24 protein-coding genes are annotated in these 26,950 nt (G+C 67.2%); 12 read left to right on the plus strand and 12 right to left on the minus strand.

From position 1 onward, the window contains the following. Entirely contained in the window at positions 1-801 is an 801-nt protein-coding gene (locus GH2_RS01760) for an isoprenyl transferase (protein WP_066162254.1), read from the plus strand. 13 nt (positions 802-814) lie between these two features. Here GH2_RS01760 and GH2_RS01765 read toward each other — a convergent pair whose 3' ends face one another. Next, positions 815-1,549 (minus strand): Clp protease N-terminal domain-containing protein, encoded by a 735-nt coding sequence (locus GH2_RS01765; protein ID WP_066162257.1) that lies wholly within the window; start codon positions 1,547-1,549, stop codon positions 815-817. 100 nt (positions 1,550-1,649) lie between these two features. On the opposite strand from GH2_RS01765, the gene GH2_RS01770 reads away from it, so the two are divergent. After that, positions 1,650-2,516, plus strand: a complete 867-nt coding sequence (locus GH2_RS01770) for a hypothetical protein (protein WP_244885287.1) — start codon at positions 1,650-1,652, stop codon at positions 2,514-2,516. A gap of 99 nt (positions 2,517-2,615) precedes the next feature. Here GH2_RS01770 and GH2_RS01775 read toward each other — a convergent pair whose 3' ends face one another. Both GH2_RS01775 and GH2_RS01780 read right to left on the minus strand, forming a co-directional pair. Further along, positions 2,616-3,044, minus strand: coding sequence for a Fur family transcriptional regulator (locus GH2_RS01775; RefSeq protein ID WP_066162266.1), 429 nt, complete (start codon positions 3,042-3,044; stop codon positions 2,616-2,618). Then, entirely contained in the window at positions 3,041-3,376 is a 336-nt protein-coding gene (locus tag GH2_RS01780) for an ArsR/SmtB family transcription factor (RefSeq protein WP_066162269.1), read from the minus strand. The genes GH2_RS01775 and GH2_RS01780 overlap by 4 nt, the downstream gene beginning before the upstream one ends. Before the next feature lie 85 nt (positions 3,377-3,461). On the opposite strand from GH2_RS01780, the gene GH2_RS01785 reads away from it, so the two are divergent. Next, the gene (locus GH2_RS01785; RefSeq protein ID WP_066163257.1) at positions 3,462-3,908 is read left to right on the plus strand and encodes a nitroreductase family deazaflavin-dependent oxidoreductase; all 447 of its coding nucleotides are present in this window, start codon (positions 3,462-3,464) and stop codon (positions 3,906-3,908) included. Here the strand turns inward: GH2_RS01785 and GH2_RS01790 are convergent. After that, the gene (locus GH2_RS01790; protein WP_066162271.1) at positions 3,894-6,344 is read right to left on the minus strand and encodes a hypothetical protein; all 2,451 of its coding nucleotides are present in this window, start codon (positions 6,342-6,344) and stop codon (positions 3,894-3,896) included. The genes GH2_RS01785 and GH2_RS01790 overlap by 15 nt on opposite strands. 26 nt (positions 6,345-6,370) lie before the next feature. Next, a complete protein-coding gene (locus GH2_RS01795) occupies positions 6,371-6,775 on the minus strand; it encodes a hypothetical protein (RefSeq protein ID WP_066162274.1) in 405 nt (134 codons plus the stop codon). 245 nt (positions 6,776-7,020) lie between these two features. On the opposite strand from GH2_RS01795, the gene GH2_RS01800 reads away from it, so the two are divergent. Then, positions 7,021-8,412: a glycine--tRNA ligase gene (locus GH2_RS01800; protein WP_066162277.1), complete on the plus strand. Its 1,392-nt coding sequence runs from the start codon at positions 7,021-7,023 to the stop codon at positions 8,410-8,412. A gap of 6 nt (positions 8,413-8,418) precedes the next feature. Here the strand turns inward: GH2_RS01800 and GH2_RS01805 are convergent, their stop codons facing one another. Next, positions 8,419-8,958, minus strand: coding sequence for a maltokinase N-terminal cap-like domain-containing protein (locus GH2_RS01805; RefSeq protein WP_066162278.1), 540 nt, complete (start codon positions 8,956-8,958; stop codon positions 8,419-8,421). A 144-nt stretch (positions 8,959-9,102) separates the two neighbouring features. Further along, positions 9,103-9,741, minus strand: coding sequence for a pyridoxamine 5'-phosphate oxidase family protein (locus GH2_RS01810; RefSeq protein ID WP_066162281.1), 639 nt, complete (start codon positions 9,739-9,741; stop codon positions 9,103-9,105). A 139-nt stretch (positions 9,742-9,880) separates the two neighbouring features. Here GH2_RS01810 and GH2_RS01815 point away from each other — a divergent pair, with 139 nt between their 5' ends. Further along, positions 9,881-11,284, plus strand: coding sequence for a WS/DGAT/MGAT family O-acyltransferase (locus tag GH2_RS01815; protein WP_066162285.1), 1,404 nt, complete (start codon positions 9,881-9,883; stop codon positions 11,282-11,284). Positions 11,285-11,291: 7 nt separating this feature from the next. Here GH2_RS01815 and GH2_RS01820 read toward each other — a convergent pair whose 3' ends face one another. Further along, positions 11,292-12,188, minus strand: a complete 897-nt coding sequence (locus GH2_RS01820; protein ID WP_066162289.1) for an alpha/beta fold hydrolase — start codon at positions 12,186-12,188, stop codon at positions 11,292-11,294. 249 nt (positions 12,189-12,437) lie between these two features. Here GH2_RS01820 and GH2_RS01825 point away from each other — a divergent pair, with 249 nt between their 5' ends. The 5 genes from GH2_RS01825 (at position 12,438) to GH2_RS21525 (ending at position 17,074) form a co-directional block, all read left to right on the plus strand. Further along, on the plus strand, positions 12,438-12,749 hold the full coding sequence (locus GH2_RS01825) for a GlsB/YeaQ/YmgE family stress response membrane protein (RefSeq protein WP_066163258.1): 312 nt from the start codon (positions 12,438-12,440) through the stop codon (positions 12,747-12,749). A 217-nt stretch (positions 12,750-12,966) separates the two neighbouring features. After that, a complete protein-coding gene (locus GH2_RS01830) occupies positions 12,967-13,710 on the plus strand; it encodes a hypothetical protein (RefSeq protein WP_066162292.1) in 744 nt (247 codons plus the stop codon). A 232-nt stretch (positions 13,711-13,942) separates the two neighbouring features. Continuing rightward, on the plus strand, positions 13,943-14,419 hold the full coding sequence (locus tag GH2_RS01835) for a cold-shock protein (protein ID WP_066162294.1): 477 nt from the start codon (positions 13,943-13,945) through the stop codon (positions 14,417-14,419). A gap of 43 nt (positions 14,420-14,462) precedes the next feature. Continuing rightward, entirely contained in the window at positions 14,463-15,722 is a 1,260-nt protein-coding gene (locus GH2_RS01840; protein ID WP_066163259.1) for a deoxyguanosinetriphosphate triphosphohydrolase, read from the plus strand. 227 nt (positions 15,723-15,949) lie between these two features. Next, positions 15,950-17,074, plus strand: coding sequence for a hypothetical protein (locus tag GH2_RS21525; RefSeq protein WP_157085965.1), 1,125 nt, complete (start codon positions 15,950-15,952; stop codon positions 17,072-17,074). A gap of 19 nt (positions 17,075-17,093) precedes the next feature. On the opposite strand, the gene GH2_RS01845 is transcribed toward GH2_RS21525, so the two are convergent. Further along, positions 17,094-18,257, minus strand: coding sequence for an MFS transporter (locus tag GH2_RS01845; RefSeq protein ID WP_084247267.1), 1,164 nt, complete (start codon positions 18,255-18,257; stop codon positions 17,094-17,096). A gap of 102 nt (positions 18,258-18,359) precedes the next feature. Then, positions 18,360-21,725 (minus strand): DEAD/DEAH box helicase, encoded by a 3,366-nt coding sequence (locus GH2_RS01850; protein WP_066162297.1) that lies wholly within the window; start codon positions 21,723-21,725, stop codon positions 18,360-18,362. Positions 21,726-22,207: 482 nt separating this feature from the next. Between GH2_RS01850 and GH2_RS01855 the strand changes: the two genes are divergently transcribed. Next, positions 22,208-23,818, plus strand: a complete 1,611-nt coding sequence (locus GH2_RS01855; protein ID WP_066162300.1) for a class I adenylate-forming enzyme family protein — start codon at positions 22,208-22,210, stop codon at positions 23,816-23,818. Between the two features lie 220 nt (positions 23,819-24,038). Then, positions 24,039-24,992, plus strand: a complete 954-nt coding sequence (locus GH2_RS01860) for an intradiol ring-cleavage dioxygenase (RefSeq protein WP_066162303.1) — start codon at positions 24,039-24,041, stop codon at positions 24,990-24,992. 24 nt (positions 24,993-25,016) lie between these two features. Here the strand turns inward: GH2_RS01860 and GH2_RS01865 are convergent, their stop codons facing one another. After that, positions 25,017-26,000: an NYN domain-containing protein gene (locus GH2_RS01865; RefSeq protein WP_084247235.1), complete on the minus strand. Its 984-nt coding sequence runs from the start codon at positions 25,998-26,000 to the stop codon at positions 25,017-25,019. Positions 26,001-26,100: 100 nt separating this feature from the next. Next, on the minus strand, positions 26,101-26,844 hold the full coding sequence (locus tag GH2_RS01870; protein WP_066162306.1) for a DUF6319 family protein: 744 nt from the start codon (positions 26,842-26,844) through the stop codon (positions 26,101-26,103). Positions 26,845-26,950 lie beyond the last annotated feature (106 nt).

The following is a 26,950-nucleotide window of genomic DNA, read 5'->3' on the forward strand; positions in this document are numbered from 1 at the left end:
ATGGCTCGCCTCATTCGTCGCGCAAAGTCCGCGTCCGCTCCCGTCGCGGTGCGTCCGCCGGACCCGCATCCGTCCGGCGCCACCCCGCCGGAGATTCCGCCGGAGCTGGTGCCCAAGCACATCGCGCTGGTGATGGACGGGAACGGCCGGTGGGCGCAGGAGCGGGGGCTGCCGCGCACCGAGGGACACAAGCGCGGCGAGGCGGTCCTGATGGACGCGGTCTGCGGGTGCATCGAGATGGGCGTGACGCATCTGTCCGCCTACGCGTTCTCCACGGAGAACTGGTCCCGAAGTCCGGACGAGGTCAAGTTCCTCATGGGATTCAACCGCGACGTGATCCACCGTCGTCGCGACGAGATGAACGAGATGGGCGTCCGGGTCCGCTGGGCCGGGCGCCGGCCCAAGCTGTGGCGCAGCGTGATCAAGGAACTCGAGATCGCCGAGGAGTTGACCAAGCACAACTCGGTCATGACGCTGACCATGTGCGTCAACTATGGCGGTCGTGCGGAGATCGCCGACGCCGCACGGGAGATCGCGCGTCGCGCGGCACGCGGGGAGATCGATCCCGAGCGCATCAGCGAGGCGAGTTTCGCGAAGTACCTCGACGAGCCGGACATGCCCGATGTGGATCTGTTCCTCCGTCCCTCCGGCGAGCAGCGGCTGTCGAACTTCCTGCTGTGGCAGAGTGCGTACGCCGAGATGGTCTATCAGGAGAAGCTGTTCCCCGACTTCGACCGCCGCGATCTCTGGGCCGCCTGCCTGGAGTACGCCAAGCGCGACCGGAGGTTCGGCAGCGCTTAGCGCAGGAGGATTCTCAGTCGTCGCTCGCCGTGTGGAACTGCGACAGGATCTCGACCAGCTGCTCTTCGAATCCGATGGAGGTGATTCCGGCGTCGGACAGCGGTCCGCTGCCGTTCTCCACCTCGAGCAGCGCCAGCACGATGTGCTCGGTTCCGATGTAGTTGTGGCCCAGGCGAAGTGACTGTCGGAATGTCAGCTCCAGGACCTTGCGGGCGTCGGCGTCGTAGGGGATCAGCTCGGGTGTCTCGCCAGCGCGCGGCAGCGCGGCCTTCGCTGCCGAGGTCAGCGCGTCGCCGTCGGCGCCCAGTTTGGTCAGAAGTGTGACGGCCAGCGAGTCGCGGTCGTCGAGCAGTCCGAGCAGTAGGTGGAGCGGAGTGACTTCCGCGCTGCCCGTTGCCTTCGCATGATTGTGTGCGGCAGCCGCGACGTTGCGGGCTCGCGGGGTGAAGTTGTTGAAGCCCTGTCTCGGATCGAGGTCGTCGCCGGTGCCCGGATCCTTCGGGGAGAAGCGCTTCGCGACCGCCTGTTTGCTGACACCCATGCTGGTGCCGATCTGCGTCCACGACGCGCCGGTACGGCGCGCCTGGTCGACGAAGTGGCCGATCAGGTGATCGGAGACCTCGCCGAGATGGTCGGAAGCGAGGACCGCGTCGGCCAGTTGGTCCAGCGGGTCGTCGTGCACCTTCTTGATGGCGGCGATGAGGTCGTCGAGTCGGACGGTGGGGGTGATGGGAGTGTTGTCTGCCATGCGTCAACTCTAGGTTGACGCGGTCGATTTCGTCAACTGCTGGTTGACGATGGAACCGATCGGGCAGTGCGTGCGTCTAATTGACATGGGGGATTTCGGGGTGCATCGGAAACGTGAACTGGTCGAGTTGGGATTCGACGACCGAGCTCTTGGCCGGGCGCTGAACGCGGGCGACATCGAGCGGCTCAGGCGCGACTGGTACGCCGAGCGCCTTCACGATCCCGATGTCGCGGCCGCCGTCAGAGCCGGCGGAGTTCTCGGGTGCGTATCGGCGCTCAGACTGCATGGTCTGTGGGTGCCGCCGGGCTACGCCACCCTTCATGTTCGGCGCACCAAGGCACTCCGTGGGCCGGGCGACCTGATGGGCTGTCGTCCATTTCGGGGTCGACCGGTGGCGGCCACGACGGCGGTCGACCCGATCGTGTACGCACTTGCGTGCGCTGCGCGGTGCATGGCGGAAGAAGGCTGGATCGCTGTCTGCGACTCGTACCTGAGTCTGCACGGTGTGGACGTGGACGAGCTTCGCGACGACATCGCACCCTACGGCGGCGCGTACGTCGACGCCATGCTCGAGAAGGTCGACGGTCGATCACAGTCGGGGACGGAGAGTATTTCTCGGGTCCGGTTTCGTGCACTCGGCTTCGAGGTGGTGGTGCAGCCGTCGGTGGACTATCGCATCTACAGCGGCCATGCTGACCTGCGTATCGGAAAGCTGCTGATCGAGTGCGACAGCGAAGAGTTTCACAACAAGACCAAAGACCGTGGCCACGATTACACGCGGGACCGGAAGTCGTTGATCGACGGATGGGAGTCGATGCGCGTCGCCTATCACGAGGTGATCGGCGCATGGGACGAGATCGTCGAGGATGTGCGGGCGTTCACTCGTGAGGATCGGCACCGGATTCGCTCGCGCCGCTCGTTGGATGCGCTCCATCGCTCTGCAGAGATCGACAGACGCGGCGCGTAGTGAGATTCACGTCCCCGTCAGGGGTCGCCGAGGGAGAATCGCCCTCGGCGGGGTGCGACGGGGACGCGAATCTCGGTAGCGGTCGGGATCTGTTCGTCGTCAGGGGGTCTGCGCGCGCGGGCGGGCGGAGCAGTCTGCGCAGATGCCGAAGATCTCGACGGTGTGGGAGATGTCGGAGAACCCGTGCTCGGTCGCGACCGACTCGGCCCACGACTCCACCTTGTCGGCCTTGATCTCCACGGTGGTTCCGCATGTGCGGCACACCAGGTGGTGATGGTGGTCGGTGGAGCAGTGGCGGTAGCGGGTCTCGCCCGAGCCGTCCCAGATGGCATCGATCTGCTCGGCCTCGGTCAACGCCTGCAGATTGCGATAGACGGTGGTCAGGCCGATCGTCTCGCCGCGGGCACGCAGCCGGTCGTGCAGCTCTTGGGCGGAGAGGAAGTGCTTGGCATCGGCCAACAGGCTCGCGATCGCGGCGCGCTGTTTGGTGGATCGCTGGCCGGCGACGGGTTTGGGCCTTCCGGTCATGGCACTGCCTCCGCGTGATGCTCAGTGGCGTGAATGACGGCGTCGACGACGATGTGGGCGACGTGATCGTCGGCCAGGGCGTACTCCACTTCGCGACCGCGACGACTCCCGATCACCACGCCCGACTTCTTCAGGACGCGCAGATGCTGGCTCACCTGCGGCTGATTCAGGAGAAGCTCGTCGACGAGCTCGTGCACGCACATCGGACGGTTGCGCAATGACATGACGATCGAGACCCGTGCCGGGGACGCCAGCGCTCGCAGCAATTCGCTGGCGGCGCCGTGTGCGTGACGGTCTGCGATCAGGGACGGCGGCATCGCCGTGGGGGTCATCGCTGCTCCTAACTACCGTGAACACCTCCATCCTAAAGGAAGTGATTTTCATTTGCGGTCGCTGACCGGGGCGTACGGTGAAACGGTGACTGGAATCGGAGCGAAAGCGCTGCAGACGCGGTGGTTCGTCCGGTCGCCGATCCCGCTGTTCCGCGCGGGTCTGGGGTTCGTCTTCGGCGGGCGGCTGCTGCTCCTGCAACACCTCGGGCGGACATCTGGGCAGCCACGCTACGTCGCACTCGAGACAGTCGAGCGGCCGGCGACGGACCGGATCATCATCGCGTCGGGCTTCGGCGCCAAGGCGCAGTGGTACCGGAACCTGCAGGCAGATCCGCACTGCCGGGTGTGGATCGGCTTCGACCGCAACCGTGCCGCCATCGCCCGGACGCTCACCCGCGAGGAGTCCGCCGCCGTCCTCTCCCGCTACCGGCGCGAGCATCCGAAGGCGTACGCCCAACTCGCGAGCGTGATCGAAGAAGCCACCGAGCTGAGCATCGACGACATTCCGTACGTCGAACTACACCTTTCCTGAGGTCACCGCGGCGACTAACGCGCGCGCCTCCACCACCGCCGCGGACGATCCTTTCGCGGTCGCGAGCACGCGTGCCGCGGGCGGTATCGGGTCGCCGAACCAGCGCGCAGCGCAGGCGGCGTAGTCGACGCCGACGCGCAGTGCCGCGGCCAGTCCAGCGGGTTTGCGAGCGGCGGCGCATGCGCGATCGAGGACGTCGAACCACGCGGGCCAGAGCACGCCGAGCGCATCGGCGTCGGCCGCCACGACGATCGCATGAGCCAGACGAGACAGGGACAGATCTCTCTCGTCGAACCGCTCGACGAGCGCACGACGGATCCGATTCGGATCGGTCCGCCCGAATTGCACCAGACGAATCAGGCCGTCGACCGCACGCTCGCGGACGTCGGCGCGCGAGTGGTCGACGTGGCTCAACAGCAGACCGAGCACGCCGTCGCCGACCTCGCCGGGAGCGTTTACCAGGATCGGCACCTGCCTGCTGATGTGTGCGGAGTCCGGCTGCGCGAACGCGGCCGCGAGGCGATCGGCGTCGAGCGGCATCACCGATAGATACGACGCCACCTCGTAATAGGCCACCGGCTCCGTCGTGGTCGACAGTTGAGTGAGCAGCGGTCGGTGCGGGAAGTCGGCGGGCAGATCCAGGTAATCGGGCAGCGGGCGCTGCGAGCGACGCCATCCGGCGAAGCCGTCGCCGTCGACCCACCGCTGCATCAGTGGCATCCCGTCGACGGGGCCGGACGGGGTCTCGACGCGCACCTTTCGTCGCGCGGGAACGCTCGACCCCGGGCGCAGCCGCAGCAGCATCTGAACAAAGTCCAGCGGACCGCACATGACCGGTCGAAAGGTGCCGAGCCTGCCTCGGAGGTCGTCGCCGCTGAGCGTGTTGTCGATGTCGGTCGGCGTCGACAGCAGTGCGGCGTCGCCTCGATCGAGCGCCTCGGAGAACAGTGCGCAGCCGAACTGGAAGGTGGGGTGTCGCCACGACCAGTCCTTGGCGCCGCGTCCCCGCAGCCAATCGATGATGAACGCCGGCGAGTGATTCTCGTAGGGGTCGACGGGCGCGATGGAGGTGAAGGCGGCGTCGGCGACGTCACGACCCTGCGCCAGCAGACGCAACGCGAGGTCGAGCCAGCAGGCCGGATGGACGACGCCGTCGTACAACGTCGACTCGGCCCACAACTCGGCAACACCTGCCGGGTCGGCGCTCACCGGCGTGAGTGGTCCGCTCCACGGCAGCATGGGGTCGGGCAGCCAGCCGACGGTGCGCGCCGCGTCGGCCGGCTCGTCATCGACGGTGGCGGCCACGCGGGCGCGCAGTGGGCCGTCCACGTGATCGAGGGCCAGCGTCAGCAGTGCCGCTGCGTCGGGATGCTCGGGTCGCGCCAGGGCGTACTCGACGAGCGCCTTCTTCGGCGCCTTCTCGGTGCGCGGCAGCACCGTCGAACCCAGGTCGAAGAGAGTTCCTTCGCCGGGCTGAGCGGCCAGCATCGCCGACACCAGGATCGGAACGGCCCAGCCGTGCACGGTCGGCAGGAGGTTCACGATCTCGGCCTCGTGTGTCGCGGCGTCCACCGCGCCGAAGCCGCATCCGGTCAGGATCGCGATCGACGCGCGGAACGACGACGCGTTCTGCGGCTCGGCCATGGCGTCGAGGGTGCCCGCGACCAGCGCCGCGCGATCGACGCCGGGGTCGTTCAACACCTCCGCGATCGCCTCGTCCAACAGCCAGCCCGGGCGTTTGTCGGCGGAGGTCAAGGCAGAGAACACGCCGGGGAATCCGGCGGCTCTCTCCAGCATCTCCGGCAGTCGCGGGGTGGCTCGGAACATGTCGGCCAGCGTGGTGTCGGCGTCGACGGCGGTCGCGGTCAGCTCGCCATCGACCAGGCGGAGCAGACCGAGTCGGGGCGGCGGACCGGGGCGTTCCGTGCGCCACCACGCGGAGGCCAACGCAGTGGCCCACCCGTCGACGTAGCTCCGACCGTCCGGTAGCGGCAGGCCGAACTGCTCGACGACGCCGCTGGCGATCTGGACCAGTTCCTGTCGGCTGCGATCGCCGTCGCGGCCGAGTTCGACGGCTAACGACGTCTCGACGAAACCGATCGCGAACTCCCGACCGCGGGCGATCAGGGCGCGGGCGACGGGCAACGCCTCCGCGGGCACGGTCACGTGCGTCAGCCGCCAGCGGCATGCGGTGACCGCCTCCTCGGGACTGTCGGCCAACGAGACGGCGAGCAGTAGTTGGATGGACCGGACTGCGCGGACCTCGCCGAACTCGGTGTCGACGAGTGTCCGCGCTCGGGACCGTCCGGTCTTGCGCCACCAGCGGCGTGCCGCAGGCCGCGTCGCGTCGTCCACTGCGGCGAGCCAGTCGGCGACTGCCTCGGAGTCCGCACGGGTGAGGTGGTCGTCGAGCGCGGCGAACGGGGAGTCGGACATGCGCTCAATCTAGTGGCGGACGCGGGTCAGCACACGGCGACGGCGTAGCGACCGGTAGCGGAGTCCTTGCTGACCACCACGCCGTTCACCCGCACCTGGCACGCGGCGTAATAGCCGCTGGTCTGGATGGAGGCGCCCGCCAGTTGGTAGGTGGACCGCGAGGTGAACGAGATGGTGCCGCTGCGCAGTTTCCGGTCCTTGCTCAGGCTGGGGAGCGATGCCGGCGTCAGCGACTGCGAGTCGTTGTTCGCGTCTAGCCAGTGGACCGACTCGTTCACTTTCACATCGCTATAGAAGGTGTACTGCACGCGGTCGCCTGCCGTGGGGAACTCGGAGTCGGCGGTTGCCGCGCCTGCGGCGACGGCGCCGCCGGCGGCGAGCGCGAGTCCGGCGGCAGTGGTGGCGACAGCGGAACGGAGGAAACGGGACATGGAGGGGCTCCTGGAACACGGTGGCGAGATCGGGTACCTCGCCGAGTGCGGTGACCGTATCCCTCGGGTACGACAATTCTGACGAGTACGACGTTCGGACGACACCGGGGTGGCGGTCGGGCGCGGGTGGTCACGATGCGACGAACACCGGACTGCCGGAACCGACTACCCTGTAGAACGACGTGCGCGGCTACCGTCGCGCACTGCGCAACGTCCAACCCCTACGTCGTGGAGATCTGTCAACCGTGGCTGTCCAGTCCAATGTCGATGCTGTCGTCAACCTCGCCAAGCGGCGGGGCCTGGTGTACCCGTGCGGTGAGATCTACGGCGGTACCCGCTCCGCCTGGGACTACGGACCACTGGGCGTGGAGCTGAAGGACAACATCAAGCGTCAGTGGTGGCGCAGCATGGTCACCTCGCGCGACGACGTCGTCGGCCTCGACTCGTCGGTCATCCTGCCGCGCCGCGTGTGGGAGGCGTCCGGCCATGTCGACGTGTTCACCGATCCGCTGATCGAGTGCACCAACTGCCACAAGCGCCAGCGACAGGACCACCTGCAGGAGGCGTACGCACTCAAGAAGAACATCGACGACCCCGATTCGGTTCCGATGACCGACGTGGTCTGCCCCGAGTGCGGCACCAAGGGCCAGTGGACCGAACCGAAGGCCTTCTCGGGTCTGCTCAAGACCTTCCTTGGCCCGGTCGACGATCAGGAGGGGCTGCACTACCTCCGCCCGGAGACCGCGCAGGGCATCTTCGTCAACTTCAAGAACGTGCTCACCACCGCGCGCCGCAAGCCGCCGTTCGGCATCGCGCAGATCGGCAAGAGCTTCCGCAACGAGATCACGCCCGGCAACTTCATCTTCCGCACGCGGGAGTTCGAGCAGATGGAGATGGAGTTCTTCGTCAAGCCCGGCGACGACGAGCAATGGCACGAGTACTGGCTCGACGCCCGCTTCAACTGGTACGTCGACCTCGGCATCGACCCGGAGAACCTGCGTCGCTACGAGCATCCCGCCGAGAAGCTCTCGCACTACTCCAAGCGCACCGTCGACGTCGAGTACAAGTTCGGTTTCGCGGGCAACCCGTGGGGCGAGCTCGAGGGCGTCGCCAACCGCACCGATTACGACCTCAAGACGCACAGCGAGGCGTCCGGCGAGGACCTGATCTACTTCGATCAGGCCAGCGGCGAGAAGTACACGCCGTACGTGATCGAGCCCGCAGCCGGGCTCGGTCGGTCGATGATGGCCTTCCTGTGCGACGCGTACACCGAGGAGCAGGTGCCGAACGCCAAGGGCGGCACCGACACGCGCACCATGCTCAAGCTTGACCGTCGCCTCGCGCCGGTCAAGGCCGCGGTGCTACCGCTCTCGCGCAACGAGAAGCTGTCGCCGAAGGCCCGTGACCTCGCCGCCGAGCTCCGCAAGTACTGGAACGTCGATTTCGACGACGCGCAGGGCATCGGCAAGCGCTACCGTCGCCAGGACGAGATCGGCACCCCGTTCTGCGTCACCGTCGACTTCGACACCCTCGACGACCACGCCGTCACCATCCGTGAGCGCGACACCATGAGCCAGGAGCGCGTGAGCCTGGACAAGGTGGTCGAATACCTGGGCGGCAAGCTGCTCGGCGCGTAAGCGCGCCTACCGCAACGCGGCGACCACGCCCTGCCCGCCATCCCACTCCGCGATCAGCGTCGCGCTGCCGGCGACGGGCGAGGCGAGGTCGTCGCTGAAGACGAGTGCCGAACTGGCGGCCGCACCCTCCATGTGGACGCGGACCGGGGCGTCGATCGACACCATGCTCCCGTCGGTCTTCTGGACTTGCAGCGCGGCTTGCGCCTGCTCGCCACGCAGTGCGCGGACGAAACAGTCCACGGCGACCGGGTCGGCGGCGGCGTCGTACACCCAGCGGTCGCCGAGCGCCGAGTGCTTCATGGTGGCGATCAGGTACTCGCTCGCGCCGACGAGCGGCGCGGCCCGGTAGGTGAGCGGAATGTGCAGGGTACGACCGTCCCGCGAGACCAGCAGGGCCTCGACGCCCACTTCGCCGTCGGGGTCGTCGAAGCGGTAGCCGCCGATCATCTCCACGTCGCCGGTGCCGCCCCACGGAACCTCGTCCAGGTAGTCGGTGATGAGGTCGAGTTTGGTCGGGGTGATCGTCGCCTGATGCAGCAGTGCCATAGCTCGACACTGTACGTCCGACGGCAGGCCCGCGTTCAGGATCCCTCGGCTACTGTCACACAGCGCTGAAAACTGCCTGATCAGCGCCCCTCGACGGCAATGTTCCGTCGGACGCGCCTGAGAGAGCAGTTCCTGGCACTACGTTCAGTCGCGCTCGGCCACCTGCCGCCGCAACTCGGCGACCTCGTCCTGCAGCGAGTGGATCTGCGCGATGTACGGCTCCACCCGCTCGCGCACCTGCTCGGAGGTGTACTGCGGGACGATGCTGCGTCCGCAGTTCCAGTCGAAGGCCTCGATCTCGATGACCACGCTCCGCTCGCACTGCGCGGAGATCTGCCCGCCGTCGATCACGCGCAGCTTCTCGAGCAGATCGGGATCGTCGGCGGCTTCGACGGTGATCGCCCGCCCGAACGCCTTCATCCGTCGCCGCAGTGGATAGTTCGCGACGAAGAGAGCGACGCGGTCGTCGTGGTGCATGTTGCCGACGGAGACGAACTGCTGGTTTCCGCGGAAGTCGGCGAAGGCGAAGCGATTGCCGCCGAGGTGATGGACGAAGCCGGGCGGGCCGCTGCGATACTGCACGTACGGCCAGCCCGCGGGCGTCACCGTCGCCAGATGGAACGCGAACGCGGTCGTCAGCATCCGGATCTCCCGCTCGCCGACCTCCTGCGATCCCTGGTCGGGCGAATCCAGTCCGGCGCCGTACCCGCGGAGCGGTCCGGAGTCGTATTCTGGACGCAGCGGGGCGTCGCCGTAGACGATGTGCTGATACCGAGTTCCCACGCGCTCCAGCGTAGATCGCGGCAAAAGCCAAGCGCGGGTGACGCTTTCTGGACCGGCGTGCGACGCCGGAGGAGTCACTGTGATCAGGAACCCGAGCCCAAACTAGAACATGTTCTAATTCATGCGCTATCCTGCTTGTATGGAGAGATTGAGTGGACTGGATGCGAGCTTCCTGTACTTGGAGTCACCGTCGCAATTGATGCATGTGTGCGCGGTGATGGTGCTCGATCCGGCCACCATGCCAGGGGGCTACTCCTACGCCACGCTGCGGGCCACCTTGGACGAGCGCGTCCGCAAGGTTCCGCAGTTCACCCGCAAGGTGCGCCGCGTCCCGCTCGACCTCGGACACCCGGTGTGGGTGCACGACGACCATTTCAGCGTCGATCATCACCTGCATCGGATGGCGCTGCCGCAGCCCGCCGGTCACGCCGAACTGATGGAGATGTGCGGACACCTCGCGGGTCTGCCGATGGATCGCGGGCGGCCGCTCTGGGAGATGAACGTGATCGAGGGCTACCGCGACTCGGACGGTCGCGAGAAGCTCGTCGTGTTCACCAAGATGCATCACGCGACGGTCGACGGCGCCTCGGGCGCCAACCTCATCTCCTACCTCTGCAGCCTCGAGCCCGACGCCGAGCCGCCGGAGCTCGACGTGATCGAGATGGACGGCCGCGATCCCGGTTCGCTGGAACTGTTCGGCCGCGGCGTCCTCAACACGCTGGCCCGTCCGCTCGGCATTCCGCGGATGCTCGGCCCGTCGTTGGGGCTGATCACCGAGACCATCGACCGTGCACGGCACGGCACGGCCATGGCGCCGCCGCTCACAGCGCCGCGGACGTCGTTCAACGGGACCATCACCGGCGATCGCGTGATCGCCACCGCCGACATGGACCTCAGCGATGTGAAGGCGGTCCGGCGCGCCACCGGCGCGACCGTCAACGACATCGTCCTCTCGATCGCAGGCGGCGCTCTGCGCGAATACCTCATCGACCGCGACGAGCTGCCGGAGTCGTCGCTGTTGGCGACGGTGCCCGTGTCGGTGCGCGGGGAGTCCAAGCACGACGGCGGCGCGAACAAGGTCTCGGCGCTGTTCACCCGCCTCGGGACCGACATCGAGGATCCGATGGAGCGCCTCACGTCCATCGCGGCCGACAACAAGAACGCGAAGGACCACCACAACGCGATCTCCGCGGACACGCTGCAGGACTGGGCCGAGTTCGCCGCGCCGCGCACCTTCGGTCTCGCGGTCCGCGCCTACGCCGGGATGCGGCTGGCCGAGAAGCATCCGGTGATCCACAACCTCGTGATCTCCAACGTGCCCGGTCCGCCCATCCCGCTGTACTTCGCGGGCGCGCGCATCGACGGCATGTACCCGCTGGGCCCGGTGTTTCACGGCGCGGGCGTCAACATCACCGTGCTCTCCAACAACGGCCTCATCCACGTCGGGATCATCGCGTGCGAGCGGAGCATCCGGAACCCCGACAAGCTGGTGGCGAAGTTCCCGGCGGAGCTCGCCCATCTGATGGCCGAGGTCGGCGCGTAGTCGACGGCTACCAGTTGTCTCTCCAGCGGGCCAGCACCTCGCTGCACGCCTGCGCGAGCACCGGCACGAACTTGTCCGCGTCCATCACGCAGCAGGAGTGCCCCGCGTCCACCGTGTGCAGGGTCGCGCCGGGGATGCGCTGCGCCATCGCCATCTGCCGGGCGGGCGGAATCGCGCGATCGCGCAACGGTACGACGACGGCGGTGGGCACGTCGATCTGATGGATCCACGGCCGCGTGTGATGCCTGCCGATGACGCCCACCGCCTTGCTGACGGCGATCGGGGAGGTGGATCGGAACTCGCTGAGGGCCCAGCGGCTGATGTCGTCGGCGGGGCGGACCTGGGTGGCGTGGACGCGGGCAGCGCGACGCGGCGAGCCGAACCCGGGGATCCGCGAGACCAGGCGGTCCACGCCGTTGTGGAACAGGCGCTCGCTGGGACGTTTCTGGAAGACGTCGGTCGACGCGCAGAGCACCAGCCCGCCGACTCGGCTCGGATGCTGGCGCCAGACGCGTTGTGCGACCAGCGAACCCATCGAGAAGCCGGCGAACATCGCCTTCTCGATGCCCAGGACGTCGAGCAGGGCGACGGCGTCGTCGGCGCAGTCACGCAGCGAGAACTCGTCGGACTTGATGCCGCGTCCGTGCCAGCGCTGGTCGAGGGTGATGACGCGGAACCTCTTCGCCAGCGTCGGGATGCTCGGGAACCAGGTCAGCAGTCCGGTGGTGGTGAGGGCGTGCAGCAGCACGATGGGCGGTGCGTCGGGCGTCGGTCCCGGCGTGTCGGTGACGTAGGTGGCGCCGCGGCCGGGCAGCGTCACCATCGTGCCGCCGGGCACGTCGACCTCGGGAAGTCGTACTCGCGGCGGCAGCTTGGTGCTCGGCTCGCCTCGAACGTCAGTCATCGGTCGCCCCTCCGTTCCGGGCACCCGGGCCACTAGAACATGTTCCATTTGGCCTCACTATGCCATGCGAGTCGGCATCGGCGGTGCCAACGCTGGAACAATGGCGCGTTCTTGTGTCTTCATCGAGGGTGATGCGCCCGCTCTGGGGTGTTTTCGATTGCGTGCAGGTAACGCTTTGTGTTCCTGCGTTCGGGGGACGACGTGGTGGTCGTAGCGTGGAATCACCAATCGACGACAGTGGAGGTCTTGATGAACACGCTTGTGGCCGACGAGATTCTCGCGCGCTCGACGATGACGACCAGCGTCGGCTGGATCGCCTACCTCGTCATCGGCGCCATCGCGGGATTCATTGCCGGCAAGATTGTGAAGGGGAGTGGCCAGGGGTTCTTCATGAACATCGTCATCGGCGTCATCGGTGCGCTGCTCGGCGGGTTCATTCTCAGTTTCTTCCTCGATACGGCGGGCGGCGGCTGGTGGTTCACGCTGTTCACCGCCATCTTGGGGTCGGTCATCCTGCTGTGGATCGTCGGGAAGGTGCAGGGCGCAACCTCGAGAAGTTGATCCCGGGGTTTTCCACGGCGACGGATCTCTGACGTACGAGCAGAGGTCCGTCGCCGCTTTTGTGTGTCGGGGCAGGTGGTGGCGGCCGACGGTGCGGTCCGGTCTGGGTCAGGCGTGTCGGTCTCGGGTTGGTCTCAGGAAGTGCTATCTCGACGCCGGCACGACATACTCAAACGGAACATCAGCAACATCTGCCACACCAGCCTCGGAGGTCATCTTGGCTCGCTCATTCCGTCTCGCCCTCGCGTCCGTGGTCGCATCCGCCGCTCTGCTCGGCGGCGCCATCGTCGCACCGTCCGCCCAGGCGGCGCCGTCTGCTCCGACCGCAGAAGCGCTCGCCGCGAAGACCGCCCTCGAGAATCTGAAGCCGCAGCCCACCGACGCGGCGTCCGTCATCGACGGCATCGCCGCGGCCAACAAGTTGTTGGAGACGCTGAAGATCACGCCGTTCACGCCGACGGTGGGCGCGTGCACCGACTTCACCCTCGCATCCGCGGTCGGCGGCGCCATCGCAGGCCCGAACACGCCGCTCGTCGGGGATCTGACGTTTTCGCTCCTCGGCAAAGAGGTCGATCTGAATGCGGTGCGCAAGGGTGAGATCCTGTACGGCTTCGTTCCGGTCGGCACGTTCAACGACACCGGCAGCAAGAAGGGTATGCAGGTCGCGTGGTTCAACGTCAACACCTTCCAGGGGTCGATCGGCGAACCGATGGACGGACTGGGCGAGACGATCGTCAAGGCGGTGACGAAGCGGGTCGCCGAGACGGGGATTCCCGGTGCGGAGATCCTCGTTAAGGATGGGCTCGCGAAGATTGCCGATGCTGTTCCCTCGAACGGCGTCCGCGGCGGCATCGTCGAGACCGGTTCGGGCACAGTCCTGTCCGCCATCTACGGCACCATCAAGAAGGGCGACGCCACCTGCTTCTTCTTCCCGTCGCTGGGTATCGCCACGGCCAAGTGACGACTCGGCCCCGCTGAGTGTTGTCGGCCCCTGCTCGCGATTCGAGCGGGGGCCGACGCCGTTTCACGGGCCCCGCGACCGCCGTCGCCGGGCGGGCATCGCTGAAATTCCGATCACTACCAGGCATTTCAGGTGGGTCTACCACCTCGGATAAGGCATAGTTGTCTGGAGAGGTTCGTCGCGCGGGCAAGGGGTTCGCGGTGTGGGCGTGCTTGAAGAGAGAGAGTTCGTGGTGGCTGTAAGTGGCAAGGTCGTGCATTTCGACACTAATCGTGGGTTTGGGTTCCTGGCGCCCGCGGAGGGCGGAGACGACGTCTTCCTGCACGTGAACGATGTGGGCATCGACGAGAACCTGCTGCGCCCGGGCGCCGAGGTGGAGTTCGACGTCGAAGACACCGACCGCGGTTCCAAAGCACTGAACGTCAAGGTCACCAAGGAGGCTCCGGAGGGCGAATCGCCCGCCGCCGAGCGCGCGCAGCGTCGCGAGGACACTCGCGGCCGGTTCGGCGACCGGAACGAGCGCCACGACCGCCGCGACGACCGTCGTCGTGACGATCGCGGACCGCGCCGCGGACGCGGCGGCGGCCGTCTCTCCAACGAGATCACCGAACTGCTGCTCGAGGCCGCACCGGACCTGACGGCACGGCAGATCCTCGCCGTCCGCGCAGGCATCCTGGATCTCGCTGCACAGCGCGGTTGGTCGGAGTGAATTGACCGACCCTGATCGGGCCGCGTTCGGCCCGCCGGTCGCGATGTACAGCGCTCACGACACCGAACGCATGGTCGTCGAGGCGCCGAAACTCGCGACCGAGGCGGACCCGGCGGCCGATCATCGCGGCGATTTCTCGCGTGACCGCGCGCGTGTGCTGCACAGCGCGGCGCTGCGGAGACTCGCCGACAAGACGCAGGTCGTCGGCCCTCGGGAGGGCGACAACCCGCGCACGCGTTTGACGCATTCGCTGGAAGTGGGCCAGATCGGCCGCGGTATCGCGGTCGGTCTGGGCTGCGACCCCGACCTCGTCGAGCTGGCGGGCCTGGCCCACGACATCGGGCATCCGCCGTACGGTCACAACGGCGAACGCGCACTGGAAGAAGTGGCCCGTGACCACGGCGGCTTCGAGGGCAATGCGCAGAACCTGCGCATCCTGACGGCGCTGGAACCCAAGATCCTCGCGGACGACGGCACCAGCGCCGGTCTCAATCTGACGCGCGCCGCGCTGGACGCGACGTTGAAGTATCCGTGGTCGCGCCAGGCGCCCGGCACCAAATACGGCGCGTACGTCGAGGACGAGGCCGCGCTCGCGTGGGTGCGCGACGGCGCACCCGACGGACGACGCTGCCTGGAGGCCCAGGTGATGGACTGGTCCGACGACGTCGCCTACTCCGTGCACGACCTCGAGGACGGCGTGATCGGCGGACGCATCGACCTGCGGCAACTCGGTTCTGCTACCGACCAGCAGGTCCTCGCCGAACTCGGCATGCATTACTTCGACGGTCTGACGCCCGAACCGCTCGTCGACGCGGCGCAGCGCCTGTCGGAGATGGAGATCTTCGCCTCGATGGGCGACTACGACGGCTCCCTCGACGCGTCGGTCCGCCTGAAGCGCTTGACGAGCGAGCTCATCGGTCGGTTCGCGACCTCGGCGATCTCGCGGACGCGGGCAGTGGAGGGGGAGCGGTCGCTGTGCCGCTACGACGCCGACCTGGCGGTGCCCGAGGGCGTGGCGGCCGAGGTCGCAGTGCTGAAGACCATGGCCCTGCGTTTCATCTTCTCCGATCCGCGCCATCGCGCGAAGCAGGACCGGCAACGCGAACGGATCCACCGCGTCGCGGAGATGCTGCTGGTGACCTCGCCCGGTGGGCTGGATCCGATCTTCGCCGTCCGGTGGAACGCGGCCGCCGACGACGATGAGCGCATGCGCGTCGTCGTCGACCAGATCGCTTCCATGACCGAAGGTCGGCTGGAGCGGTTGGACCGTTCCGGGGCCGACGTCCAGGCGACGCTGGGGTAGTGGTCGCCGTTACCCTAGCGGTTACCCGTGACTGAATCGCCAACGCGCTTACCTGCGTCGCCAATTGTGGAATTTTCCTACAGACTAGTTTCCACTGTTAGTTGAATTAAGGACTGAGATTGGAGTTGACTGTCTACATCCCTATGGTCACTGACGCTGCAATTCGATCGGGCCTCGGGCTGGCGCTCCTTTATGGATTCTATCGAGTAGTCGCTACGCAGTGGCCGATGAATTACTACATGCTCGATGATGTCGTCGGCGCGAAAGTATCGAGAACGAAGAGAAACTACCTGCTATTTCGATTCGGACCAGTCTTGATAGTTTCAGTTCTCGCTTTCTCTCATCTGGATGACCGTCCCGGTGAGCGGTTCTTGATAGCCGCGCTAATTGGTGTAGGGCATGTTGCAATCTCGGTTTGGAGATTGAATCCCTTAATGCGAGGTTCTGGGAATAGAGGGAGGCGCTGGTACTTATACCAGATCCTGGTGCTCATTGCCTCATTTGTGGCTATTGCATTTGCGTTTCTGGTCGAGTGGATCCTCGGGGAAGTATTGCCAACCTGGTCTGACTACTTTGCGGCAGTCGTGACAGCGATGCTAGTAGTGGTGATTGGAGGTGCAATACGAGCGACAACATCAACTGGCCCGGGAGTGGGTTCGGCAGATATTGATGAGTACGAGGCGAAATATAAACGAATCGTTGACGAGGTTGCACTCGCGTATGGCGTAGATCGGAGTTTTGCAAATGCGCTCATAGCTTGTGAGGAATTTCAACGCCCGTCCTGGTTTAGGAAACTGGAGTTTCGATTAGCATGGTCTCGATCGATAAGAACTTTTGGACTTGGCCAATCTTCAGTGGATCCGGAGTCGTCGATCAAAGAGCAAATTGCGGCTGTTCTGGCAGGTATGGGCGACCTAAGGGATCCGGGAACCGGGCACTTATCCTCGAACCGAATGAGGGCGGCAGCGGAGTCGATTAATGAAGGGGACGGATACGTTGAGTTCGTGATGAGTGTCTATTATTCGATTCAGTCGGGAGTGAACACATGTAATGCAATCGGGCCAGATGGGAATCCGCTCGTAGTTTGCGGGAGGAGTCTCCTCGATCGTGGCAAATGGAAAATCGAGGGCGACTGCTATGCAGGTATTTCTGGAGTTGAATTGGTTCTGGCTCAGTCCATCTATGACGTGGAATGGCTGCCGTCGAATATTCCCGGTCGCAAGGCCTGGCGCTGTCGGCTTCCGATAGATGCGTCGTCGGTAGTTGTGCGGGTCGAAAATTCCTCGGCCTCCCACGTTGTCGACCGGCCGTATCCTCGAGAAGATTTCGCGATCCAAGTTGGCATCTATTAGAACAAGGCATCCATTGCGGTCAACGGTCCAGCACGCCGGTGCGCAACTGCCCGGCGCGCAGTGCCGCGGAGAGCGCGGCCAGGATCGCCAGCACGACGATCGGTGCGGTGATGCCGAACGTCGGCGCCAGGCCGCGCAGCACCAGGGGCAGACCGAAGCCCAGGTAGGTGCCGACGTAGAAGACGCCGATCGCCAGGCCGCGTCGGGCGGCGGGCGCGTATGTCTCGACGTCCACCAGTCCCTCGCGCAGGCACAGTCCGTAGCCGCTGCCGAGCAGCACCGCGGCGATGATGAACTCGGCCGGAGCGGGGCTGGACCCGGCGATCGCCACCACCGCCATGCCCGCGGCGACCAACAGGGCGCCGCTGATGCCGGTCCGCGGACCCCACATGCCGCTGCGGGCGAACACCTGCGCCACCACGCCCGAGCCCAGCGCCAGTACCGCGGCCACGCCGGGCACCCACGGTCCGCTGAACGCCGTCATACGGCCGGTCATCGTGACGATGACCAGCGTGATCGCCGAGAACACCCACAACGACATCGGGATGCTGGTCCAGAGGGCGCGGCCCAGACTTCGGCCCGCGTCGCTGGTGACCGCAGGCTGCTGGTCGGGCGGGGTGCGCCGCACGTTCGGGACGGTGATGCCCGCGGCGACCGCCACCAGCGAGGCGACCACGGTCACCGTGAACGGTACGAGGATGGCTGCGCTGTCGGTGAACTGGGCGATGAGTCCGGACACCAGCGGGCCGATCGCGAACCCGCTCGTCAGGACGCCGCCGGCGAACACAGTGCCGTGCTGGCCGCCCAGGTCGGCGCACCACGCGGTGCCCGCGCTGACCGCCAGTCCAACGCCGAGACCGACGGCGAACCGCCCGATCAGCACTCCCGGCTCGGTGTGCCAGACCAGCATCAGCAGGTTCCCGAGCGCCGCACCCGTCGCGCCGGGGAGCACGATGGGTTTGCGGCCGACGCGGTCGGAGATCCCGCCGCCGGTCAACAGTCCGGGCAGCAGGCCGACGGCGTAGATGCCGAACGCTGCTTCGAGCGCGGCGTTGCTGATCCCGCTGCGGTCGTGCAGCACCGGCATCATCGCGACGAAGTGGTTGGTCGCCCAGCCGACGGTGAACAGGACCGCGAGCACGATCGACAGATGGCGGCGGTCGGCCCGGGTCACTGTCGTCACGTCCACAGACTGTCACACCGGATCAGATTCCCCGCAGGGCGGGAGCATGGTCTCCAGCGGCACTGGCGACGCTGAGCGGGGAATCTGATCCGGTGGCACCGGTCAACTCAGCAAACCGCGCACGTCGTCGGCGGTGATCGCGCCGGAGAAGGCGGCGCCGTCGTCGATCAGCGCGTCGAAGAGTTGGCGTTTGCGCTCCTGCAGGTCGATGACCTTCTCCTCGATCGTCCCGGACGAGACCATGCGGTACACGCTGACGGCGCGGTGCTGGCCGATCCGGTGAGCGCGGTCGATCGCCTGGTTCTCCGCTGCCGGGTTCCACCACGGGTCGGTCATGAAGCAGTAGTCGGCTGCGGTCAGATTGAGGCCGAAGCCGCCCGCCTTCAAGCTGATCAGGAAGACGCGGGTCGTACCGTTGGTGAACTGCTCGATCTGCGTGCCGCGCTGGGTGATCGGCGTGGATCCGTCCAGGTAGCTGTAGGCGATCTGCTGCTGGTCGAGGGTGTGGGCCACCAGTTTGAGGAATCCGGTGAAGCTGCTGAACACCAGTGCGCTGTGGCCCTCGTCGATCAGCACGGGCAACTGCTCGGACAGGTACTCGATCTTGGCGGCCTTGATCGCCGCGTGCTGTTCGTCGACCAGCCCGGGGTGCAGGCTCAGCTGCCGGAGTCGGGTGAGCGCGCGCAGAACCTGGATGCGGTTGCCGTCGAAGTCGTCGAGCAGACCGAGGAGTTGTTGACGATCGCGCGCCAGGTACGTGTCGTAGACCTTGCGGTGCTTGGGCTCCAGCTCGATCGGCAGCAGCTGCTCCTGCTTCTCGGGCAGATCGACGAGCACCTGATCCTTGGTGCGGCGCAGCATCACCGGGCGCAGTCGACGGCGCAGGACCGCCAACCGATCGGGCGCCTGCCCGGACTCGATCGGCTCGGCGAAGTGCTCCTTGAACAGCTTCGGGGAGCTGTACAGACCCGGCGCGACCACTGAGACCAGCGACCACAGCTCCATCACCCGGTTCTCCATCGGCGTTCCGGTGATCGCGAGCTTGAACTGGGCGTCGAGCCGTCGGGCGGCCTGGTACGTCTTCGAGTTGTGGTTCTTGAGGAACTGCGCCTCGTCGAAGACGATGCCGGTCCAGTCGACGCTCGCGAAGGCCTCGTAGTCGATCCGCATCAGCGCGTACGAGGTGATGACGATCTGGGCGTCGGTGGCGCGCTCGGACAGTTTGGAACCGACACGCCTCTCGGTGGCCGACGCGGTGACGACGTTCACGCCGGGCGTGAAGCGATGCGCCTCCGCCGTCCAGTTGGCGGTGACGCTGGTGGGCGCGACCACCAAGAAGCGGGCGCCGGGAGAGCTGTCCACCACGCGTTGGATCAGCGCGAGGGTCTGCACGGTCTTGCCCAGACCCATGTCGTCGGCGAGGACGCCGCCGAGCCCGTTGTCCCACAGGAAGCTGAGCCAGTCGAGCCCGTCCTGCTGGTAGGGACGCAGTTGCGCATTCAGGCCTGCGGGCGGCGGCACGGGATGCGGCGGCTTCGCGGCCGCGAGCTGCGCGATCCGCGCCCGCCACTGCGTCAGTTGCTCGTCGACCACGCCGAGCTCCAACAACTCGTCCCACAGGGACGCGTTGAGCGTGTGCGTCTGGACGCGGTCGCCGTCGAGCTCACCGAGCTCCCGGGCCTCCTGCAGCCGGTCGCGGAGCGTCTGCAGTTGGGCGATCTCCAGCGAGAAGTAGGTGCCGTCGTGCAGCACCATGTGCGTCTCCCCCGCGGCGAGCGCCGAGATGATGGTGGTGATCGGGATTCGGTGGCCGTCGACGGCGAGGGTGATCTGGAGGTCGAACCAGTCGCTCTGCGCATCGCCGGCGAAGCTCAGGACGGGCGGCGCCTGCGCGGGCCGGTAGTCGGGCGGGGTGCCGTCCAGTTCCACGCGGACACGTCCGAGTTCGGTGATCTTCGGCAGCGTCTCGGCGCAGAGGATCGCGACCTCCAACTGCGACAGCGGCGCGGTGATGGTGCGGTACTCGGGAATCGACTCGAACGCGGCGGCGACGGTGCAGCGTCCGCGGAGTTGCCGAAGGACGGCGTACATGCGGTTGAAGCGGCGGTAGTCGGAGCGGAACGACGGGAGCTGCTTCTCCAACCGGGTGGCGGCGGCGTCGATCCAGCGGTTGCTGCTGCGCGCCACCATCGTCAGCTCGGGCGTCACGGCATCCCACATCGCCTGCTCGGTCCGGGCGTTCCGGAACCGTCCGGACAGGGAGCCCTGCGCGGGGAACTCGTGCAGCTCGCCGTCGGACTCGTAGCCCACCGACCAGCGGGCCGACGGCGCATCGCCGGTCTGGATTCGCAGAATCGGGAAGGGCCCGGTCAACGACGCCGACGGGAAGGCGTCCGGGTCGATGATCACCGAGCGGTCGGCGGCGATAGCGGGGATCGCGGCCTGGAAGTCGGTCAGCTCCTCGTCCTTCACCTCCAGCGGCACGCCGCTGACCAGGAGCATCGACTCGGTACTGGTCAGATTCGGCAGCTTGCCCAGGTAGATGGTGTCGCCGACGCCTTGGGCGGCGCCGTGGGTGCGCGGTCGGCCGATGGGGAACAGGGAGCGGCGTGATTCGGCGGGGACGGGTTCGCCGTCGACGGTGATCTCCAGAGCCACATGCACGCCAGCGCTGTGGCCGGACACGTGCAGGCGGGTGCTGAGGTGGTCGCCGTACACCACGTGCCCGTTCTTGGCGCTGCCGTTGAGGAACTCGACGCCCGCCGCCCGGGCCTCGTCGAGCAGCGGCCACAGGGTGGTGGGCGCCAGGAGCAGCGGCATGTCGTCGCGGAGGCTGGAGCCCTGGTTGCTGATGGCCAGTGCCGTCGCCAGTCGCGTGAGCACGTCGAGCGCCGTGGGATCGTGGCGGTCGGTGACCGAGGCGGTCACCAGGTCTTTCCAGGTGAGGCGGGATTTCACCCAGCGGCTCTGCTCGCTGAGCACCATCGGTCGCAGGTTCAGGGAGTCGTAGCCGCGGGGACTGCGGTGGACCGAGAACTGCAGGCCCAGCGCCAACTCGGGGCCGTCGGGAGCGGCGGCGTCCGGCGTCGCGGACTTGGTGATCTCGTCGATCAGGGTGCGCCACCGCGACAGCGTCAGCGGCGAGGCGTGCTCGGTGTCGGTCGGGGCGGAGTCGGCTCCGCCCGACGCGGTCAACACCAGTGCCGCGCAGTGCTTGCAGCGGATCGCGACCGGGCAGGTGCAGCTGGCGGAGACCCGGCGCTGCGGGCCCGAGAGGTCGATGGTGACGCGGCAGTCGTACCGCTGCGATCCGGATCCGCGGGAGACGCCTTTCAGGACCGTGCCGTCCCAGGTGTATTCGAGGATCATTCCGCTGGCGGCATACGGTCGGGCGCGCTGCAACGTTCGAGGGTCGAAGACCTCGAGGATTGCGCTCACCTCGTCGGCGGTCCAGTCGGGAGTGGTCATCGGATCCAGAGTAGTCGCGTCGCGACGACCGCGTCGGAGCGGCCGCGTGGGGCGTCGGCTCGATTCAGGGGCGGTCGCCGTGGTGCTGCAGAACAGTCAAGCGCTCGAAGATGGGGAAGAGTTCGTCAGGGGCGGGCGCGAAGGTGCCGCGGTCGGGTGCAATGTGGACGGCGGTTTCGATCGCTGGATGAACCGAGCCCGACAAGTGGTGCGCTACTCCGCCTCCTCTCACCTAGCGCCAAGATCTGCCTGCTCAGCGCCCTCCGCCGGCAATGTTCCGGCGGAAGCGCCTGAGAGAGCAGATCTTGGCAACGGATCGGTTGGACGAGACCTGGCCGACCCGCCTCCGCGTCGCGCGGGGGAGGCAGCCGCCACCGGGAGCTGAACATCTGGGCATAGTTCTCGAAAAAACATTCACGCACGATTGTTTTCGGCTACCGTCGGCGGTATTCACCCCGAGAACTGCTCGCAAGGAGACCCTGATGCCCGGAATGCGCCCCGACCTGTCCGGAGTCGATCCGCTGACCGTCAACCTGACCCACCGCGTCTGCGTCGGCGACCTGCTGACGCGCAGCGCGGCGCACTACGGTGATCGGATCGCGCTGGTCGACGGCGGGGAGGAGATCTCGTACGTCGAACTGAATGCGCGGGCCAACGCTCTGGCACGCGGCTTCCTGGACCGCGGGTATCAGCGCGGCGACGCGGTCGCGATCCAGATGCAGAACAGTTGGCAGTTCGTCACCACCTTCTTCGCGCTGGCCAAGATCGGCGTCGTCGCGATGCCGCTGAACCTGCTGCTGTCGGCGTCGGACATCGCCTATCAGCTGGCCGACAGCGGCGTCCGCGCGGTGGTCACCGAAGACGTCTTCCTCGGTGTGCTCGGCCCGGCGATCGGCGAGGCCGACGGGCACGCCGTCACCGAGGTGATCGTCTCCGGCACTGCTCCCGCCGACGTCTCGGGCGTGGCCGCCATGGCCTACGACGCGGTGTTCGCCGCCGACCGCTCCTCGGTCGAGGTGATCGTCGACGACCGCGACATCCTCCACTGCCTGTACACCTCCGGCACCACCTCGCGGCCCAAGGGCGTCGTCACCTCGCACGTCGCGGTGCAGATCGCGGCGCTGGGGTCGGCGCTCGGCCTGGGACTGCGCCCGGACACCGAGCCCGCCGTCCAGCCGATCGTGTTGCCGCTGTTCCACGTCACGGCACTCGACGCGCTGTTGCTGCCGTCGCTCACCATCGGCGCGACGGTGGTCCTGCTCCGCGGTTTCGATCCGGCCGCACTGGCGCAGGTGTTCGCCGACCACACCGTCACGCATCTGACGATGCTGCCGATGATGTGGGGCGCGCTGCTGCAGCAGCCGTCGCTGGCCGACGGCGACACCGACAGCCTCATCACCGGCCTGTACGCGATGGCGCCCATGCCCGCCGAGTTGCTGACCGCGCTCCGCGCCCGCTTCCCGCAGGCCGCGTTCATCCTCGGCTCCGGCCAGACCGAGACCACCCCGGCGTCCGAACTGCAGTGGTCCGGCCACCAGGGCGTCAAGGACAACTCGTGGGGTCCGGCCACCGTCACCACCGACATCGCCATCATGGCGGCCGACGGCACGCTTCAGGCACCTGACGAGGAGGGCGAGATCGTCTATCGCTCACCGCAACTCATGGAGGGCTACTGGAACAACGTCGACGCGAACACCGAGGCCTTCGCGCACGGATGGTTCCACGGCGGCGACATCGGCTATCTGGACGACGAGGCGGTCGTCTGGTTCACCGACCGCGCCAAGGACATCATCAAGACCGGCGGCGAGAACGTCTCTTCGGTCGAGGTGGAGCGCGTGCTGCTCGGCCACGAGGCTGTCGCCGAGGTCGCGGTGGTCGGCCTGCCCGATGACCATTGGGGCGAGGTGGTGACCGCGTTCGTCGTCGTGACCGGCGACATCGACGGCGACAGCATCCACGCGTGGGCGCGTGAGCGGCTCGCCGGCTTCAAAGCGCCGAAGAGCGTCGTCGTGGTCGACGCCCTCCCGAAGACCGCGACCGGCAAGATCCAGAAGAACGTGGTGCGGCAGAAGGGGAGCGCTGGCAGCCGTTGACGGTGATCGAGTGAGCACGGTGATCGAGTCGCTCCCACGGTGATCGAGTGAGCGAGGTGATCGAGTCGCTCCCACGGTGATCGAGTGAGCGAGGTACGAGCGCATCGAGATCGCCGCACGCTGGGTTCACAGCAACCTCCCAGCGAGTTCGGACCCGGCCCGACGGATCGTCGGCAATGATCTTCAGTAATCATCCGCTCGACAGCCCGAAGGACGTGCCATGCCCGGATTCCCCGCACCCACCCCGACCCCGCAGGGGCCCACCTACGAGGGGCGCCGTCTGCACCATCCGGACGAGGACGTCGTCGACCAGGGCGCGTCGTTCGATCTGCAGACGCTGCTGAGCCGTCGCCGCATGCTCGGCGTGCTGGGGATCGGGGCCGGGACGGCGTTCCTCGCGGCCTGCGGCGCCGGGTCGTCGGACGGCGGCCAGTCCAGTTCGGCCACGTCGTCGACGGCGGCGGGCAGCATCGACGAGATCCCCGATGAGACCGCGGGCCCGTACCCGGGCGACGGCTCCAACGGGCCCGACGTGCTGGAGGAGTCGGGCATCGTCCGCCGGGACATCACGAAGAGCCTCAGTGGCGGCAGCGCCGTGGCCGGTGTCCCGCTGACGGTCACCCTCAACTTGACCGACATCGCGAACAGTGCGCCGTACAAGGACGCCGCCGTCTACGTGTGGCACTGCGACGCCAAGGGGCAGTACTCGATGTACTCCAGCGGCGTCGAGAACGAGACGTTCCTGCGCGGGGTCCAGGTGGCCGACGCGCAGGGATCGGTGACGTTCACGTCCATCTTCCCCGGCTGCTACCAGGGTCGGTGGCCGCACATCCACTTCGAGGTCTATCCCGCCGTCGGCGACATCACCGACCACACCAAGGCCGTCGCGACTTCCCAGATCGCACTCCCACAAGACGTCTGCACCACGGTCTACCGACTCTCGGACTACACCGGGTCGGCGTCGAACCTGGCCGGCGTCACGCTGGCGACCGACACGGTCTTCTCCGACGACAGCGCCAAGCTGCAGTTGGCCACCATGACCGGATCTGCCGGAGCGGGCTACACCGCGACGCTGGCGGTCGGCGTCGACACCCGGACCACGCCGACGGCGGGTTCGATGCCCAGCGGCGGTCCGGGCGGGGGCGGAACACCGCCAGGATCGGGACCGCGGTAATCGGTCGGGATCGGTGCGACGCCGCTACTGTGCGTCGTGCCGCTCCCAGAACCGGGCGCGGAGGCGGTAGCGAACGCTCTCGTCGACCGCGTACCGGTCCAACGCCTCGGACGCGTCCAGGAGGAGGGCTCGGTCGATGTCGGGCAGGATGGACGGGCGAGCCTGCTTGAGTTGGTGCATCTGCTCGGGCGTTGCGCTCTCGCGGAAGGCGACGAGCACCCGGTCGACGACGCCGTCGATGATCGCGTCGTCCTCACCGACGTCGTACTCGGGCATCACATGGCTCACCGAGCCGGTGGTGGAACTGTAGGCGAGGACCCCGGACGGCTGCGGCGCGGCCGGGGCATTGCGGGCGGCGACGGCGGCGGCCGCCACGTCGAGCGGGGTCCGCGCAGCGGGCTTGTGCGGCATCGGGCCGGGCTTGGCGGTGACCGGCTCCTCGGGCGGCGGCGCGGTCTGGCGCTCCACCTTCAACACCACCTCGTCGATCGCGATGCCGTCGATGGTGTGCAGGTCGTCGGCCGCGCGGAGCAGGTGACGGCTCACGCCGTGCGACTTCCCGTCCGTCGCGGGCACCGCCAGTACCACCACCTGCACCCCGTGGACCTGCGCTTCTTCGACGGCCTCGGTGAGGTCGTCGTCGCCGGAGACCAGGAAGAAGACGTCGGAGGTGTTGTTGCGCGCGTGGGTGACGAGGTCGAGGCCGATGCGGAGGTCGACGCCCTTCTGCTCGCCGTCGTAACCGAACCGACCGAGACGGAGCTTGACCTTGGCCAGTTCGCCGATGCGTTCCTGCTGGGAGTCGGGCACGCCGTGGCGGGCGGAGTCGTACCAGTGCACGCGCAGAATCGGCAGGCCGCACAGCTTCTCGGCCGTTTCGACCAGGATGTTGATCAAATGCGGATAGTCGACGTTGATGCTGGATCGCAGCGAGGTGCCCGACACGCGGGTCGCGGCTGAGGCGAGGAGGTATCCGGTGTCGATGTAGAGGCTGCACGTCGAACGCATGGCTCGATCATGGCAGGCCTTTAGTCCCGACTCGCAGGGACACTCCGGTTGTTACCGCGGAGTAATCCGTGAGCGGTGCGTGTCGGCGGTCGAGCGGCGACTATTCTGCGGTCCCCTCCAGCGCCGCCAGCGCGTCCCGCGCCGCCTGCAGTTCGCGACTGAGTTCTTCTACGCGACGCTGCGCCTCCTCGCGCGCGGCGTTCAAAATCGACGACGTGGCGTCGATCGTCGCCGCGTCGCCCAACTCCCGCATCGCGGACTCGACCGAATCCGGCGCCACGCTCCGGGACCGGGCGGGTTTGCGTCCGCCGCGGGCGACGGCCACCGACCACTCGTTGTCGGACGAGCCGAACAGCGTCACCGTCACCGACGCGGGCGGCTTCTTCGCCCCGGCCCGGCGCGCCGGTGTGGTCGTCGTCTTCTTCGGTGCGGTCTTCTTGTCCGCGGGCGTCGTTGCTGCGGTGGTCGTGGGCGGCGTCGGCGCGGCGGCCTTGAGTGGTGCGGCCGGCGGCGTCGTCCGTGCGACGGCAGCGGGCTTCGGGGCCACCGCCTTCCGGACCGGCGCGGCCCGCTTGGGCTTCTCGGGCGCCGGGGGAGCGGTCTTGGTGATGCGGAGTTCGTCGGCCTCGTAGGGCAGTTCGTCGTCGACGCCGCGCGGCTTGATCGTCAGCGTGGTTCCGTCGATCGACACCACCCGCGCGGACGCGCCCGGCGCGAGTCCGAGGCTGGGCGTTCCCTCGCGCAGATACACCGTGGCGCGCCTGCCGTCGGCCAGGGCGGTGGTGAGAGTTGCGAGATCGTCAGCGGTCAGTGACTCGGAAACCGAGCGGCGGCGCGGTGGCATGGGCGAAGCCTTTCGCAGGTCGTGGTGCTGTCTCTACTGTCGCACACCACACCGACGAACTTCGTACAGGTGTGCGACTTGCGGATCGGTCTGTGATCTCAATCCC

The organism is Gordonia hydrophobica NBRC 16057, assembly GCF_001592365.1.
GTDB lineage: Bacteria > Actinomycetota > Actinomycetes > Mycobacteriales > Mycobacteriaceae > Gordonia > Gordonia hydrophobica.

Coding starts and splice junctions, on each gene's coding strand:
- GH2_RS01775 (WP_066162266.1), bottom strand. CDS start 3,044: ATGACCGGAAGGCCCAAACCCGTCGCCGGCCAGCGATCCACCAAACAG.
- GH2_RS01865 (WP_084247235.1), bottom strand. CDS start 26,000: ATGCGTTCGACGTGCAGCCTCTACATCGACACCGGATACCTCCTCGCC.
- GH2_RS01765 (WP_066162257.1), bottom strand. CDS start 1,549: ATGGCAGACAACACTCCCATCACCCCCACCGTCCGACTCGACGACCTC.
- GH2_RS01850 (WP_066162297.1), bottom strand. CDS start 21,725: ATGACCACTCCCGACTGGACCGCCGACGAGGTGAGCGCAATCCTCGAG.
- GH2_RS01840 (WP_066163259.1), top strand. CDS start 14,463: ATGTACAGCGCTCACGACACCGAACGCATGGTCGTCGAGGCGCCGAAA.
- GH2_RS01860 (WP_066162303.1), top strand. CDS start 24,039: ATGCCCGGATTCCCCGCACCCACCCCGACCCCGCAGGGGCCCACCTAC.
- GH2_RS01760 (WP_066162254.1), top strand. CDS start 1: ATGGCTCGCCTCATTCGTCGCGCAAAGTCCGCGTCCGCTCCCGTCGCG.
- GH2_RS01815 (WP_066162285.1), top strand. CDS start 9,881: ATGGAGAGATTGAGTGGACTGGATGCGAGCTTCCTGTACTTGGAGTCA.
- GH2_RS01870 (WP_066162306.1), bottom strand. CDS start 26,844: ATGCCACCGCGCCGCCGCTCGGTTTCCGAGTCACTGACCGCTGACGAT.
- GH2_RS01780 (WP_066162269.1), bottom strand. CDS start 3,376: ATGACCCCCACGGCGATGCCGCCGTCCCTGATCGCAGACCGTCACGCA.
- GH2_RS01795 (WP_066162274.1), bottom strand. CDS start 6,775: ATGTCCCGTTTCCTCCGTTCCGCTGTCGCCACCACTGCCGCCGGACTC.
- GH2_RS01855 (WP_066162300.1), top strand. CDS start 22,208: ATGCCCGGAATGCGCCCCGACCTGTCCGGAGTCGATCCGCTGACCGTC.
- GH2_RS01820 (WP_066162289.1), bottom strand. CDS start 12,188: ATGACTGACGTTCGAGGCGAGCCGAGCACCAAGCTGCCGCCGCGAGTA.
- GH2_RS01790 (WP_066162271.1), bottom strand. CDS start 6,344: ATGTCCGACTCCCCGTTCGCCGCGCTCGACGACCACCTCACCCGTGCG.
- GH2_RS21525 (WP_157085965.1), top strand. CDS start 15,950: ATGAATTACTACATGCTCGATGATGTCGTCGGCGCGAAAGTATCGAGA.
- GH2_RS01805 (WP_066162278.1), bottom strand. CDS start 8,958: ATGGCACTGCTGCATCAGGCGACGATCACCCCGACCAAACTCGACCTC.
- GH2_RS01825 (WP_066163258.1), top strand. CDS start 12,438: ATGAACACGCTTGTGGCCGACGAGATTCTCGCGCGCTCGACGATGACG.